Source organism: Streptosporangiales bacterium, from assembly GCA_009379825.1.
Taxonomy (GTDB): domain Bacteria; phylum Actinomycetota; class Actinomycetes; order Streptosporangiales; family WHST01; genus WHST01.
The window spans coordinates 60,152-74,968 of record WHTA01000016.1 but is presented as its reverse complement, the minus strand read 5'-3'; the positions used below and the strand labels follow the sequence as shown (position 1 = coordinate 74,968).

At 69.4% G+C, this 14,817-nt stretch carries 16 protein-coding genes; 6 read left to right on the top strand and 10 right to left on the bottom strand.

Annotation, left to right across the window (positions count from 1 at the left end):
- Positions 1-31: 31 nt before the first annotated feature.
- Entirely contained in the window at positions 32-499 is a 468-nt protein-coding gene (locus GEV07_11035) for a DUF1579 domain-containing protein (protein ID MQA03225.1), read from the top strand.
- On the opposite strand, the gene GEV07_11030 is transcribed toward GEV07_11035, so the two are convergent.
- The 10 genes from GEV07_11030 to GEV07_10985 all read right to left on the bottom strand — a co-directional run bounded on the left by GEV07_11030 (position 484) and on the right by GEV07_10985 (position 9,047).
- A complete protein-coding gene (locus GEV07_11030) occupies positions 484-768 on the bottom strand; it encodes a hypothetical protein (protein ID MQA03224.1) in 285 nt (94 codons plus the stop codon). The genes GEV07_11035 and GEV07_11030 overlap by 16 nt on opposite strands.
- Positions 769-770: 2 nt before the next feature.
- Entirely contained in the window at positions 771-1,433 is a 663-nt protein-coding gene (locus tag GEV07_11025) for a hypothetical protein (GenBank protein ID MQA03223.1), read from the bottom strand.
- The gene (locus GEV07_11020; protein MQA03222.1) at positions 1,433-2,863 is read right to left on the bottom strand and encodes an amino acid permease; all 1,431 of its coding nucleotides are present in this window, start codon (positions 2,861-2,863) and stop codon (positions 1,433-1,435) included. Before GEV07_11020 ends, GEV07_11025 begins: the two co-directional genes overlap by 1 nt.
- A gap of 160 nt (positions 2,864-3,023) precedes the next feature.
- Entirely contained in the window at positions 3,024-3,443 is a 420-nt protein-coding gene (locus GEV07_11015; GenBank protein ID MQA03221.1) for a hypothetical protein, read from the bottom strand.
- Positions 3,440-3,736, bottom strand: a complete 297-nt coding sequence (locus tag GEV07_11010; protein ID MQA03220.1) for a hypothetical protein — start codon at positions 3,734-3,736, stop codon at positions 3,440-3,442. Before GEV07_11010 ends, GEV07_11015 begins: the two co-directional genes overlap by 4 nt.
- Positions 3,737-3,772: 36 nt before the next feature.
- Positions 3,773-5,110 carry a type III glutamate--ammonia ligase gene (gene glnT, locus GEV07_11005; GenBank protein ID MQA03219.1) on the bottom strand — a complete coding sequence of 446 codons (1,338 nt, stop codon included), beginning with the start codon at positions 5,108-5,110 and terminating at the stop codon, positions 3,773-3,775.
- A 71-nt stretch (positions 5,111-5,181) separates the two neighbouring features.
- Positions 5,182-6,555, bottom strand: coding sequence for an FMN-binding glutamate synthase family protein (locus tag GEV07_11000; GenBank protein MQA03218.1), 1,374 nt, complete (start codon positions 6,553-6,555; stop codon positions 5,182-5,184).
- Positions 6,555-7,256 carry a glutamate synthase gene (locus tag GEV07_10995; GenBank protein MQA03217.1) on the bottom strand — a complete coding sequence of 234 codons (702 nt, stop codon included), beginning with the start codon at positions 7,254-7,256 and terminating at the stop codon, positions 6,555-6,557. The genes GEV07_11000 and GEV07_10995 overlap by 1 nt, the downstream gene beginning before the upstream one ends.
- On the bottom strand, positions 7,256-8,176 hold the full coding sequence (locus GEV07_10990; GenBank protein MQA03216.1) for a glutamine amidotransferase: 921 nt from the start codon (positions 8,174-8,176) through the stop codon (positions 7,256-7,258). The genes GEV07_10995 and GEV07_10990 overlap by 1 nt, the downstream gene beginning before the upstream one ends.
- Positions 8,177-8,315: 139 nt before the next feature.
- Positions 8,316-9,047, bottom strand: coding sequence for an FCD domain-containing protein (locus tag GEV07_10985; GenBank protein MQA03215.1), 732 nt, complete (start codon positions 9,045-9,047; stop codon positions 8,316-8,318).
- Between the two features lie 89 nt (positions 9,048-9,136).
- Between GEV07_10985 and GEV07_10980 the strand changes: the two genes are divergently transcribed.
- The 5 genes from GEV07_10980 to GEV07_10960 all read left to right on the top strand — a co-directional run bounded on the left by GEV07_10980 (position 9,137) and on the right by GEV07_10960 (position 14,782).
- Positions 9,137-9,727, top strand: a complete 591-nt coding sequence (locus GEV07_10980) for a helix-turn-helix domain-containing protein (GenBank protein ID MQA03214.1) — start codon at positions 9,137-9,139, stop codon at positions 9,725-9,727.
- A 79-nt stretch (positions 9,728-9,806) separates the two neighbouring features.
- The gene (locus GEV07_10975; protein MQA03213.1) at positions 9,807-11,054 is read left to right on the top strand and encodes an FAD-dependent oxidoreductase; all 1,248 of its coding nucleotides are present in this window, start codon (positions 9,807-9,809) and stop codon (positions 11,052-11,054) included.
- Complete coding sequence (locus GEV07_10970) at positions 11,054-11,305, top strand: sarcosine oxidase subunit delta (GenBank protein MQA03212.1); 252 nt, start codon at positions 11,054-11,056, stop codon at positions 11,303-11,305. The genes GEV07_10975 and GEV07_10970 overlap by 1 nt, the downstream gene beginning before the upstream one ends.
- Positions 11,302-14,160, top strand: coding sequence for an FAD-dependent oxidoreductase (locus GEV07_10965; protein MQA03211.1), 2,859 nt, complete (start codon positions 11,302-11,304; stop codon positions 14,158-14,160). Before GEV07_10970 ends, GEV07_10965 begins: the two co-directional genes overlap by 4 nt.
- On the top strand, positions 14,153-14,782 hold the full coding sequence (locus GEV07_10960) for a hypothetical protein (protein ID MQA03210.1): 630 nt from the start codon (positions 14,153-14,155) through the stop codon (positions 14,780-14,782). Before GEV07_10965 ends, GEV07_10960 begins: the two co-directional genes overlap by 8 nt.
- The last annotated feature ends 35 nt before the right edge of the window (positions 14,783-14,817 follow it).

Below are 14,817 nucleotides of genomic sequence, written 5' to 3'. Positions count from 1 at the left end.
CACGGCCGGCGGCCGACACTAGGGTCGGGCCATGAGCGCAGCGAGCATCCGCACCAGGCAGACGATGGCCGCGCTGACCGGGACCTGGGTGGGCACCTCGAGGATGCGGCTGATGCCCGACGACCCATACGGCGAGTCACCGGCCACCGCCACCGTGCGACCGGCGGCGCGCGGCAGCTTCGCCACCGTCGCGTACACCTGGACGACCGACGGTGTCGAACAGGACGGCTTCCTGCTGCTCGGCGACGGCGCCGACCCGGGCACGGCGGTCGCCGTCTGGTGCGACTCGTGGCACCAGAGCCCGCACTGGATGACGTGCGAAGGCACCGTCCAGGATCAGCGGATCACCGTGGCTGGCAGCTATCTGGGCGGCGACACCACGGCCGGCTGGCGGATCCGCATCGACGCCAGCGACCCGGCGGTGTTGCGGATCGCCATGGACAACGTGCTCCGCGAGGTCGGCTACCAGGTCGTCGACGCGCGCTACGAGCGCGCCTGAGCCTCGGCCCGGTCCCGGGCGGCGAGCCGGTAGGCGTCCATCAGGCTGATTGCGTAGACGAAGATGCCGCCCGCGTACCTGCCGAGGAACGACCTGTCCGGGTCAGCGACGTGCACGGTGATGATGCCGAGCAGCAGGATGTAGAACACGAACATCAGGCCGCGGTACGGCCGCCCGAGCACGACGTGCCCGACGCCAGGCAGCACCGCCGCGGTCAGCAGCACGAGCAGCGGGGTCCGGGTGAGCTGTTGCCTGGCCCGGGAGAGCACGGTCACCGCGCCACCGCCTGCCGGTCGGTCACGGTGGCCAGCAGCACGTCGCACAGCTCGGCGATCTCCGCCGCCGGCAGCACCGGAGCCCCCAGGTCCACCCGCCGGCCCACCCGGTACGGTCCGGACTCGGCTTCGGTCACCTGTCGTACGACACGCAGCCCGCGAGCGGACAGCACGACCTCCTTCGTGCGGTCCGCATCGAGCAGCTCGGTGACTGCGCCGAGCTCGACGTCGCCCACCGGCTCCGCCGCGGCTGCCCTGGCGTGCTCTGGGCAGCCGTCCGGCAGCGGCAGCCGGTGCTGGTAGCGCGCGTTCGGCGAGTAGAACTCGTTGCCCGTCGGCCGCAGCAGCACCGACACCGGTGCCCGCACCTCGAGCTCCGCGTAGCACGTCACCGCGAGCCAGAGCACCGGGAGCTTCCGGAACGTGAGCGAGTCGACGATCGGCTCCAGCCGCCACCGGTGGCCGGCCCGCGAACCGGTGAGCACGGGGAACGACACGTCGTCCTGCGTGACGGAGACGTCGGTGAACAGCGGCTGCACGGCAGCGAACAACCGGCCGCGCTCGTCCCGCACGCGAGCGCGTTTACGGGCGTGCAGCACCGCCCCCGCCGCGGCGACGACCGCCGCCACGACGAGGAACAGCAGCAACCTGGCGTCCATCAGTACCCACGCGGTCTCGGTAGTGGCGCGGTGAACTGGGCGTCCTTGTCCACGTGCTTGAACCTCCGCGCAACGAACCACACCGACGCCAGCAGGTAGAACGCCAGCACCGAGATCAGCGCGACACCGTAGCCGAGGAAGGTCGCGAAGAACACCAGCCCGACGATGAGGATCAGCATGATCGCCGGCACCGGGTGGAACGGCAGGGTGTACTGCCGCGGGATGCTGCCGAGCGGCCACAGCCGCCTGAACCTGATGAAGTTCGGCCCCATGAACGCGTACATCAACAGCCCGGACAGGATCGAGAACGTGATCACCGTCGAGAGCAACGTGTCGCGCTGCAGCAGGATCGGCAGGATCGCGAACGCGATGGCGATCGGAACCAGGAACACGATCGCCCTGAACGGCGTGCGGTAGCGCGGGTGCACTGCGCCGAACCACTCCGGCAGGTACCTGTCGCGGCCCATCGAGAACCACGCACGCGAGGCGTCGGTGATGCAGCCGTTCGCCGACGCCAAGGTGGCGAACAACGTGCCGAACATCAGCAGCAGTACGAGCACGCCGTTGCCGGTGACCCTCGCCGCGTCGAACAGCGGTGTGATCGCCGTGCCGAGGTACTGCCACGGCACCAGGCCCGCACACACGTACCAGGTGAGCGTCGCGGCGATGATCAGCGTCATGATCCCGGCCATGCTGCCCAGCGGGATCGCCCGCGGCGCCGACCGGCACTCCTCCGCCGCCTGGGCGGTGCCCTCGATGCCGAGGTAGTACCACATGCCGAACTGACAGGCCGCGACCACGCCGATCCAGCCATACGGCAGGCCGTTCGCGAGGTCACCGGTCAGGCCCTGCAGCGCCATGGTGCCCGACGGGTTCCAGCCGGCGACGCCGATGAACAGCGCCACGATGGTGAGGAACGCGAAGCCGGTGATCAGGAAGTTCACCGACAGCGTGACGAAGATGCCGCGGTAGTTCAGCCAGGCGAGGCCGAGGATCGCGAGCACGGCGAACGGGTACGCGCTCAGCTCGGTCTGGCTGCCGAGCACCGTGGACATGGTGGTCAGCAGGTAACCGAGCACGTTGGCGTTCGCCGCCTCCAGCATGGTGTACGCCAGCGTCAGGTAGAGCCCGACGTTGAACGCCATCAGCGGGCCGATGGTGTGCTTCGCCTGCGCGTACTGGCCGCCGGCGGCGGGGATGGCGGAGGTGACCTCCGAGTTGATCATCACGATCGCGGTGTAGAGCAGACCGACGACCCAGCACGCGACCAGGCCGCCGTACATGCCGCCCTTCTCGACCGAGAAGTTCCAGCCCATGAACTCACCGACGAGCACAATGCCCACGCCGAGACCCCAGATGTGGATCGGCGAGAGCACCTTGCGTAGCGAGAGGTGATCCGGCCTCTCCGCGGTCTGCACGCTCTCACTCATGGCCGCGACCCCTCACCTGAGATGTCGTCGAGGTCCTCCACCGTGCTGGTGAGGAAGTCCTCGTCGTACTTCCTGCCGGTCTTGACCACGTCCACGACGAGCCAGATGGCGATCACCGCACTGAGTACCCAGGCCCCGAGCTCGAGCAGCGTCGTCGCACTCATGATCGCCCATCCAACCGGTCGAACTTGTGCTCGATGACCTCTCGGTACTCCTTGAACGACACGCGATACACGAACGCCAGGTAGCCGAGCAGCAGCAGCGCCGTCGCCAGGAGCAGCACCGGGTTGATCGGGTACTTGTCCTTCGACGGCGCGTTGTCGGCGACCTGTTGGTTCACCGTCGCCTCGTCGACCAGGCCCTGGTCGATCATGCGCTGGTACTGGGCACGCTCGGCACCGGAGATGGGCAGCTCGTCGACGCTCTTGACCGCCTCGGTGTCACCGCCGCCGGTGTCGGCGGACGTCCGTTCCACGATCCAGGTGGTGACGAACAGCGTGGTGAACAGCAACACCAGCAGCACGGCGGCGTCGACGAACTGGCTGCGGCCCGACTGCCGTGACCTCGCGGGCGCGCTCATGACTTGCCCGCCTTCGCTGCGCGCCCCATGTCCAGGTGGCGCAGGTCCTCGGTGTAGATGACGTTCCTGTGCTGCCGGTACCGCTGGATGAGGGCAACCATCGATGCCGTGTTGAAGCCACCGAGTGCGAGCATGGCCACGCCGAGCACGATGCGCAGCAGCGCGCCAGGCGCGATCGATACGACCATCAGATAGGTGAACACGAGGACGAGCCACATCGCGACGGTGAAGATCACGGCACTCACCAGGTCGCGGTTGAGCATCGACTCGATCCGTGGGTCAGGGTCAGACATCGTCGTCTTTCCTCCCTTTCAAGACCCCCGATGGGCTTAGAACAACGTGAGGTACCTGTTGACCTCCCAGTCGCTGACCGCCGCGTGGTACTCGAGGAACTCGCGGCGCTTCACGCCGGCGTAGTAGTCCACGTAGTCGCCGCTGCGCACCTCGCCGAGCGCGCTGCGCAGCACCTTGTCGCCGGCCAGCTCGTCGACGGCCTCGAGCAGCGTGGCCGGCAGCCGCTCGATACCGCGCCCCGCGACCTCGTCGCCGGACAGCGCGAACAGGTCGTCGCTCACCGGCTCACCGGGATCGGCGCCCCTGTCCACGCCGTCCAGGCCGGCCGCCAGCAGACCGGCGAAGGCCAGGTACGGGTTCGCGGAGCCGTCCACACCACGGTGTTCCATCCGGCCGCCCTCGGGCACCCGCAGCATCACCGTGCGGTTGTTGCCGCCGTACGCGTTGTACGCCGGCGCCCAGGTGGACCCCGAGTTCGGGGCGCCCACGCCGATGCGCTTGTAGGAGTTGACCGTCGGGCAGATCAGCCCGGCCATCGCGCGGCCGTGCTCGACCAGCCCGCCCATGAACTGGTACGCCAAGCCGCTCAGGCCGAGGCCGCGCGCATCGTGGTCGGTCTCGAACAACGGGTTGTCGTCGGTGTCCCAGATGCTCAGGTGGGTGTGCAGGCCGTTGCCGGTGTACTGGCTGAACGGCTTGGGCATGAACGTCGCCGCCATGCCGGCCTCGTGCGCGAGCACGTGCACCATGTAGCGCAGGAAGATCGCCCGGTCCGCGGTCGTCAACGCGTCCGCGAACGCGAAGTTCTGCTCGAACTGCCCGGCGCCGTCCTCGTGGTCGTTGGCGTAGTTCGCCCAGCCGAGCTCGTTCATGTACGCCGACACCGTGGAGAGGTGTCCCCACATCCTGCTCAGGCCCTTGGCCTCGTAACACGGCTTCTCGGCGGTGTCGAGCTGGTCGGCGATCTCGATGCCACCGTCAGGGGTACGCCGCACCAGCATGTACTCGGCTTCCACGCCGGTCTTCAGCACCCAGCCGCGTTCGTCGCGCAGCCGGTCGAGCTGGCGGCGGAGGATGACCCGCGGCGCGTACGGCCAAGGCTCACCGTCGACGTAGGGATCGCAGTGCACTACGGCCACGGTGGGCTGCCACGGCAGCCGGGTGTACGACGTCGGGTCGGGCATCGCCGCCAGGTCGGGGTCGGCGGGCGACTGCCCGATGTCGCCGACCGCGAAACCGGCGAAGCCGGCGCCGTTCTCGAAGAGCTGGTCGACGGCGCTGGCCGGGACCGCCTTCGCGCACGGCTTGCCGTGCATGTCGACGAACATCGCGAGGAAGAATTCGATGCCGTCCTTCTCGGCCTGCTTGAGCATTCGGTCGCGTTCGTCAGCCACCAGATTCTCCTCAATCCTTCTCGCGGTCGGCTTGTCGTCGACTCGTTCTGTCACCAACCGCCCTTGGGGTGACCGGGTATCCAGTTGGTGCCGGCGAGTGGCACCTGGGCCATCGCCGCGGCTTCGATGGTCAGCGCCACCAGATCCTCTGGTTCGAGGTTGTGCACACTGGACTTCCCGCACGCGCGGGCCAGCGTGGTGACCTCCATGGTCAACGCCTTCAGGTAGTTCGCCACCCGCTGCGCTCCCCAGTCCGGATCCAACCGGGAGGCGAGCTCGGGGTCCTGGGTCGCGATACCGACCGGGCACCGGCCGGTGTGCATCCGGTCGCAGTGCCCTGGCGTGGCCCCGATGGCGGCGTAGTCGGCGGTGGCGTCGTGCTCCTTGCCGTCCTTGACGTACGTACGCGAGTTGCAGCCAAGGGCCACCAGCGGAGCGACGCCGATGGAGACGGCGTCCGCGCCGAGCGCCAGCGCCTTCGCGACGTCGGCGCCCGTCCTGATGCCGCCGGAGACGATGAGCTGCACCTCGTCTTCCTTACCGACCTCGCGCAGCGCCTCCGCCGCCAGCCGCACCGCGGGCAGCGAGGGGATGCCGGCGTGCTCGATGAACACGTCCTGCGTCGCGCCCGTGCCGCCCTGCATGCCGTCGACCACGACGGCGTCCGCACCGGCCGCGACCGCGAGCTTGACGTCGTTGGCCACCCTGGTCGCACCGACCTTGACGTAGATCGGCTTCTCCCACGAGGTCGCCTCGCGCAGCTCCTCCATCTTTATGCGGAGATCGTCGGGACCCACCCAGTCCGGGTGCCGGCTCGCCGACCGCTGGTCGATACCGGCGGGCAGGGTGCGCATCTCCGCGACCCGCTCGCTGACCTTCTGGCCGAGCAGCATGCCGCCACCGCCCGGCTTGGCGCCCTGCCCGATGACGACCTCGATCGCGTCCGCTGCACGCAGGTCGGCGGGGTTGAACCCGTACCTGGACGGCAGGCACTGGTACACCAGCGTCTTCGACGCCTTGCGCTCCTCGGCCGTCATGCCGCCGTCGCCCGTCGTGGTCGACGTGCCGACGGCGGTCGCGGCACGGCCCAGCGCCTCCTTGGCGTTCGCGGACAGCGCCCCGAAGCTCATGCCCGCGATGGTGATGGGGATCGCGAGCTCCAGTGGCTTGCTCGCGTAACGGCTGCCGAGCACGGTCGTCGTGTCGCAGCGCTCCCTGTACCCCTCGAGCGGGTACCTGGACGCAGACGCGGTGAGGAACACCAGGTCGTCGAAGCTGGGCACGGCCCGCTTGGCTCCCCAGCCGCGGATCTCGTACCTGCCCTCGGCGGCCATCAGCTGGATGTCCCTGAGCACGTCGGGCGGGAACGTGTTGCTCGTCCTGATGTTCTCGTCTGGCGCGCTGTGGTCGGCTGAATCACTCATCAGTAGCTCTGCCCCTTCAGCGCGTCGAAGTTGTACAGCTGCTTCGCCGAGGCGACCCTCGTGACGTTCTGCGGGTCGATGTGGTCGAAGCCGGCGCCCTTCACCAGCTCCTCCACGACGGCCACGTCGGCCTCGGTCATCTCCTCGATGCGGGCGTCCGAGCCGAGGGACGCGACCTTGCCGGCCACGTAGATCACCGTCTCGTACAGCGAGTCGCCGAGCGCGTGCCCGGCATCGCCGCCGACCAGCATCGTGCCGGCCTGGGCCATGAAGCCGCTCATGTGCCCGACATCGCCCGCGACGACGATCGTGCCGCCCTTCAGCGAGATCCCGGCGCGCGACGAGGCGTCGCCCTCGATCACCAGCAACCCGCCGTGACTGGACGCACCCGCGCACTCCGACGCGTTGCCGCGCACCCGCACCGTGCCGCTCATCAGGTTCTCGGCCACCGACCAGCCGACGAAGCCGTCGACCGTGATGTCCGGCCCGTCGCCGAGACCGCCGATGAAGTAACCGGCGCCGCCCGCGATGCGTATGTCGATGCGGTTGGCAAGCCCGACCGCGAGGTTGTGCCTGCCCCACGGCTCGACGATGCGTGCGGTCGTGCCGTCCGGCAGCGACCCGAGCTCACGGTTGATCTCCCTGGTGGACAGCTCCCCGCAGTCCAACGTGACAGCGTCCGACACCGACACCTCCCCCATCACTGCGACCATCCGCGACCGTCTCCCCTGCGCCAGATATGGATCTCCTCCGGCATCGGCTCGAACACGGTCGCCTTGCCGACGTCGGGCAGCGACGCGAGTGCGTGGAACTCCGACCCGAACGCCACGTAGTCGTCGTTCTCCGCGATCACCGCCGGTTTACAGGCGAAGGAGTCGCGTACGACCGCGAACTCGTCAGCCGTCGACACCAGCAACGTGTAGAAGCCGTCCAGCTCCTTGAGCACCATGCGCAGCGCGTCCTCGAGATCCGCTCCACGGCTCATCTGCCACGCGACGTATCGCGCGCAGACCTCGGAGTCGTTGTCCGTGACGCAGCGGATGCCCTCGCGTTCGAGCTTGCGCCGCACGGTGGCGTAGTTGGAGAACGCACCGTTGTGCACCAGCACGAGATCGGACGCGACGGCGAACGGGTGCGAGCCGTCGGTAGTTACCGCGGACTCGGTAGCCATCCTCGTGTGGCCGACACCTTGGTACGCCGACCGCTGCGCGATGCCGTACCTGTCGCAGATCGAGCGCGGCGAGCCGACGTCCTTGAACATCTCGATGGCCGTGCCGTGGCCGACGACGACCGCGTCCGACTCGGCGGTCAGGATCGCTTCCGAGACCTGCTCGGGCGCGCCGGCGGCGACGAGCGCGGCACCGTCCGGCCGCAGGCTCTCGACCGCGACCTCGTCCCCCAGCTCGATGCCGGCCCGCCTCGCGACCTCGGCCGCGTCCACGTGCTCCGGCAGCCGCACCGAGTAGCGCTGCCTACCACCCGGCAGCGGATCGGCGTAGAGGGCGATGCCCGCAGAGTCAGGTCCCCTGGTGGTCATGCAGTCGAGCATCTCGGCCAGGTGCGCGCCCAGGGGCTGGTGCGCGGACTCGCGCTTGAGATGGAGACCGACGATCCCGCACATGCCCATCGCTCCCCTCGGATGAACGGCAACCGACGCCGCGCGACAGCGGGCGGTCTAAGGTCCGAACCACAGACCTTTGGGAATGCAACACCCAAGAACCGCTCTGCGTCAACCCTCAGACACCGAGTCACCGCCGCCGTCAGGGCGACGACTTGGTACGCCGGCCGCCTTTGCGCTTGGAGTCCTGCAGGACGATCACCCGCAGCTGCTCCCGGGTACGTTCCACGTGCGCGGCCATCAGACGGCCCGCCTGCTCTGCGCTCTTCCGCCTGATCGCGTCGTAGATCGCCCGGTGATCCTCGATCGACTCGTCCTTCGGCTCGACGTACTCCAGCAGGTCGTGCGGGCTGAACAGCTCGCCGCGGGTCTGGTCGATGCCGGCGCGCAGCCTGGTGTTGCGCGCCGCGCTCGCCACCCCGGAGTGGAACTGCGAGTCGGAGAGCCGGAACGCCGCGCGGCTCTCCGAGTTCTCCATCGCCTTGATGGCGCTACGCAGCTGGCTCAGGTCGTTGACGTCGCGTCTGGTGGCAGCCAGCTCGGCGGCGCGCTGTTCCAGGGCGATCCGGAAGTCGATGATCTCGTCGATCTCGCCGCGCTGCTGCCGTACGTGCTCGCGCCACTCGCTGAACGGCCTGGTCAGCTCGGTGACGAACGTGCCGCCGCGCGACCCGCGGCGCACCATGACGTACCCGCGGTCCTCCAGCGACTTGATCGCCGCCCGCAGGCTCGCCCGCGCCACGCCGAGCTCCTCGGCCAGCTCGCGCTCCGGCGGCAGCCGGTCGCCCGGCCCGAGCTCACCACGGTGGATCATGCCGCGGATGTGCTCGGCGACACCCTCGGTCAGCTTCATCGACGTCAGCTGCCGTTCCACGAAGCCCTCCTGCCAACACGGCCTGGACGGACACTCTAAGCCGTCGGCGTGCCGTAGGCTCTTCGGACGATCACCGATGAGGAGGGGATGTGGCAGCGACACCGCTGGAAGACGCGCTGGAGAAGGTGATCGCGCAGCGGGTTCGGGAGTTCCGGTCGGCCATGGGCTGGAGCGTCGCCCACCTCGCCGACCGCAGTGGGCTCTCCAAGAGCATGCTGTCCAAGATCGAGAACGCGAAAGCCTCCGCCAGCCTCAGCACCCTGGCCAGGCTCAGCAGCGCACTCAACGTCCCCGTCACGGCGTTCTTCCGTGGGCTCGACGAGGAGCACGACGTCATCCACATCAAGTCCGGGCGCGGCCTGGACATCGAGCACCGCGGCTCCCGGCACGGCTCGCGTTACCAGTCACTCGGCCGGATGCGGTACCCGTACGACATGCTCGAACCCGTGGTGGTGACGATCACCAGGCGCACGAAGGTGTTCCCGCTGTTCCAGCACAGCGGCACCGAGCTGATCCACGTCCAGGCGGGCCGGCTCGGCTACGCGGTCGGGGACAACTCCTACACCCTGGAGCCGGGCGATTCCCTCCAGTTCGCCGGGGATGTCCCCCACGGCCCGGTCGAGCTGCACGAACTCCCGGTCAAGTTCCTCAGCATAAAGGCGCTGCCGACCAACGGGTGAAGCGCGTTCAGTAAAAAGCGTTGCAACTCGTTCACCACCAGTAGACAACGTTTCCTCTCACGCATACTCTGCTCGGAGCATGACTCGATACTCGGCCTGGCGCCTCTTCCGCAACGGCCTCACGCACCGCGAGTGGCCGGCCGCTTGGCGACCGCACGACCTCCGCCCCAGCTACGACGTCGTCGTGATCGGCGGCGGGGTGCACGGGCTCGCCACGGCGTACTACCTGGCAACCAACCACGGCATCCGCAACGTGGCCGTCGTCGACAAGAGCTACATCGGCAGTGGTGGCTCTGGTCGCAACACGGCCATCGTGAGGTCCAACTACCTGACGCCGGAGGGAGTGGCCTTCTACGACCGCTCGCTCCACCTCTACGAGGAGCTGTCGGCGACGCTGAACTTCAACGTGATGTTCTCGCAGCGCGGGCACATGACGTTGGCGCACAACGACTCCTCGCTCCGCACCATGCACTGGCGCGCAGAGGTCAACAAGCTGCAGGGTGTCGACTCCCGGGTGATCTACCCGGACGAGATCAAGCGGCGAGTGCCTCACCTGGACGTCTCCGCCGGCGCCAGGTACCCGATCCAGGGCGCGCTCTACCACCCGCCTGGCGGCATCATCAGGCACGACGCCGTCGTCTGGGGGTACGCCCGCGGCGCGGACGCCGCCGGCGTGCACATCCACCAGAACACCGAGGTCACCGGCATCGAGGTGTCCGGCGGCAAGGTCACGGGCGTACGCACCAACCGCGGCACCATCGCCGCCGGCACCGTGGTCAACGCCACGGCCGGCTGGGCGAGCACCATCGCGGACATGGCCGGGGTGCCGCTGCCGATCCAGACCTTCCCGCTGCAGGCGGCCGTCACCGAGCCGGTACGGCCGTTCCTCGAGACGGTGATCGTCTCCGGCTCGCTGCACGTGTACGTCAGCCAGACGGACAGGGGCGAGCTGGTGTTCGGGGCGAGCGTCGACCCGTTCGCGTCGTACTCCACCCGCGGCTCGCTGGAGTTCATCGAGGGCCTGGCCGGGCACGTGCTCGAGCTGATGCCCGCGCTGGCGAAGATGCGGCTGCTGCGGCAGTGGGCCGGTCTCTGCGACATGACGCCAGACTTCAGCCCGATCATGGGCTTCACCGGCGTAGACGGCTTCCTCGTCGACGTCGGCTGGGGCACGTACGGCTTCAAGGCCGGCCCGGTCAGCGGCGAGGCCATGGCGGAGTGCATCGCGACGCAGCGCACTCCGAAGATCATCGAGGCCTTCGGGTTGGAACGCTTCGCGAACGGAACCCTGGTAGGCGAGAAGGGCGCTGCGGCGGTGGGTCACTGATGATGCTTCTACGGTGCCCCTGGTGCGGGCCGCGTAACGTGACCGAGTTCAGGTATGTCGGCGAGAAGACCTCCCGACCGGATCCCGCGACGACCACCCCGACGCAGTGGCGCACCTACCTCTACACGAGGGCGAACGTCTTCGGCTGGACCGTGGAGACCTGGTACCACTCCACCGGGTGCCGGCAGCACTTCAGCGTCGAGAGGCACACCTTGTCGAACCGGACGCGTCCCGTCCAGGAGAACTCATGAGCCGCCTTGCCCGCCAGTCCGGCGAGGTCATCGACCGCAGCCAGCCACTGTCCTTCAGCTGGAACGGCAAGCCCTGCACGGCGTACGCCGGCGACACCATCGCCTCCGCACTGGCCGCCGCCGGTGTGCGGGTGATGTCGCGTAGCTTCAAGTACCACCGGCCCCGCGGCATCCTCACCGCGAGCTTCCTCGACCCCGGCTGCGTGCTGCAGGTCGACGACGAGCCGAACGTGCGCGCCGGGCACCGGCTGGTCACGGGCGGCATCCAGGTGAGCTCGCAGAACACCTGGCCGTCGCTCAAGTACGACCTGAAGGCCATCAACCAGCTCGCCGGCAGGTTCCTCTCCGCCGGCTTCTACTACAAGACCTTCATCAAGCCGCAGCGGCTGTGGCCGGCGTACGAGCGGGTACTGCAGCGGTTCGTCAATGCCGGTGAGATCAGCCCTGGCACGTCGGCCGAGGGCTACGACAAGCGGTACGCCCACCCGGACGTCCTGGTGGCCGGCGGTGGCCCGGCCGGCCTCGCGGCCGCGATCGCCGCGGCGGAGGACGGCGCGCAGGTGCTGCTCGTCGAGGAGGAGCACCAGCTCGGCGGCCACCTGCGCTGGGGCAGCCAGGACGACCTCGACCTGCTCGCCGAGCTCCGCGACCGGGTGGCGCAGCTCGACACCATCGAGGTCATGACCGACGCCACCGTGCTCGGCCGCTACGACGACAACTGGATCTCCGTAGTGCAGCGCTCGGTGCCAGGCAACGGGCTCGGCCCGAAGGAGCGCCTGGTGAAGGCGCGCGCCAAGGCGCTCGTGGTGGCGGCCGGCCTGATCGAGCGGCCGTACGTCTTCCAGGGCAGCGACCTGCCCGGCGTGATGCTGTCCACCGCCGTCCGGCGGCTGGTCAACCTCTACGCGGTACGGCCGGGCACCCGCGCGGTGGTGCTCACGGCGAACGCCGAAGGGGACGCCGTGGTCGGCGACCTGCGCCGGGCCGGCGTGGACGTCGTGCACGTCGAGGACGCCCGCCGCGGCGGCGACGTGCTCCGCGCGTCCGGCCGCGGCCAGGTTCGCCAGGTCGACCTGGCGAACGGCAAGACCGTGCAGTGCGACCTGTTCGTCACGGCCACCGGGTGGACGGCGCCCACGTCGCTGCTCAACATGGCCGGCGACCAGCCCACCTACGACCCGACGGCGGCCAGGTTCGTACCGAACGTGAACGCGCTGTCCGACGGTGTCTTCGCCACCGGTGGCCTCTGCGGCGACGGCACCGCCGAGCAGCTGGTCGAGCACGGCAGCGCCACCGGGCGCGCCGCGGCGCGCGAGGCGCGGGCCTTCACGCTGGCGTTCGCCGACGTGCCCACGCGCCCGGACGACGCGCGCACCCTGCCGCAGCCGGGCGACCCGGTCGACGTCCCTGCGCTCGAGCCCGCCCGGCACCGGGAGATGTTCGTCTCGCAGACGCACGGCTTCGTCGACTTCTCCGAGGACGTCACCACCAAGGACATCAAGCAGGCCGTCGCCGAGGGCTACGACAGCGTCGAGCTGGCCAAGCGCTACACCACCGCCACCATGGGCACCGTGCAGGGCAAGCTGGAGCTGATGAACACCATCGCCGCGCACGCCCGCGCGACCGGCAAGTCCATCGCGGACACCGGCACCACCACGTGGCGCCCGCCGTACGCGCCGGTCAGCCTCGGCGCACTCGCCGGACGCATCTTCGAGCCGGTGCGGCACTCGCCGATGCAGGAGTGGCACGACCGGCACAACGGCCAGCCGATGGTCGCCGGCGCCTGGATCAGGCCGGACCACTACGGCGACGCACAGGCCGAGGCCCGCAACGTCAGGGAGAACGTCGGCGTCATCGACGTCACCCCCATCGGCAAGCTGGACCTACGCGGCCCGGATGTCCCGAAGCTGCTCGAGCAGCTGTACGTCAACAAGTGGCAGCGGCTCGACGTCGGCCGGGTCAGGTACGGCGTCATGTGTGCCGACGACGGGGTCGTGCTCGACGACGGCGTGACCGGCCGGCTGGCCGAGGACCACTACCTGATGAGCACCACCTCGTCCGGCGCCGGCGGCGTCTGGGAGTGGGTGGAGAACTGGCTGCAGACCGAGCACCCCGAGTGGCGGGTGCACGTCACGCCGGTCACCACGACGTACGCGAGCATGAACGTCGCCGGCCCGAAGAGCCGGCAGCTGTTGGAGCGGCTGGTCGACGGCGTCGACCTGTCCACCGACGCATTCCCCTACATGCACGTCCGTACGGGCACCGTCGCGGGCGTGCCGGACTGCGTGCTGTGGCGGATCGGCTTCACCGGTGAGCTGAGCTACGAGCTGCACGTGCCTGCGGGTTACGGCCTGCACGTGTGGGAGCAGCTGTTCGCCCACGGCAAGGACCTCGGCATCCGGCCGTTCGGCATGGAGGCGCAACGGGTCCTGCGGCTGGAGAAGGGCCACTTCATCGTGGGCCAGGACACCGACGGCCTCACCAAGGCGTTCACCGCCGGCATCGATTGGGCGATCAAGCTGGACAAGCCCGACTTCGCCGGGCTGCCCGAGCTGCGTTGGCAGGCGGCGGCCGGCGAGTACCCGATGCTGGTCGCGGTGCAGACCGAGGAGCCGTCGGTCGTGCCGACCGAGGCCAGCCAGCTGGTGGACGGCAACCGCATCGTCGGCAGGATCACGTCCAGCCGGATGTCGCCGACACTGAACCGGTCGGTGTGCCTGGCGCAGGTCGAGTCGCGGCTGGCCGAACCCGGCACCCGGCTCACCGTGCTGCTCCCCGACGGCAACCGGATACCGGCGCGCGTCCACACGCACCACGCCCACGTCGATCCTGAGGGGGAGAGGCAGCGTGCCTGACACGACTGGCAACTACACCGGCCCGCCGCCGGTCGCCCGCAGCCCGATCACCACCGTGGCCGCCGGCCGGGGCGACGGCGCGCTCACCCTGACCGACGAGTCGTCGTACGGCAAGCTGCTGGTACGCGCGGCCGCCACCGGGCCGATGGCCACGGCGCTCGGCACCAGGTTCGGCCGCACCAGCAGGGACGCGGGCGACGAGGCGCTCGTCGTCGGCTCCGGGCCGGGCGAGTGGCTGCTGCTCGCGGACGTCGCGGAGCTGCCGAAGCTCACCGAGTGGCTGGAGCAGCAGGCCGAGGCCGACCCCGACCTGGTCTCGATCGTCGACGCCACGCACGGCAGGGCGATGATGCGGCTGACCGGCCACGCGGCCGCGGACGTCCTCGCCAAGCTGTGCGCCGTCGACCTCAGCGACACCTTCGTACCCGACGGTGGCGCCTTCCGGAGCTCGGTGACGAAGCTCGTGACCGACGTCGTACGCGACGACGCCGGCGGTGCCTCCACCGGTGACCGCCCGTCGTACCTGTTGCACTGCGAGCGGTCGTCCGGGCAGTACCTCTGGGAGGCGGTCGCCGACGCCGGCCTCGAGTACGGCCTGACCACCACCGCCGCCCCCACATGATGGAACTCTGGCCCAGATGATGGACGAGCCGGCTA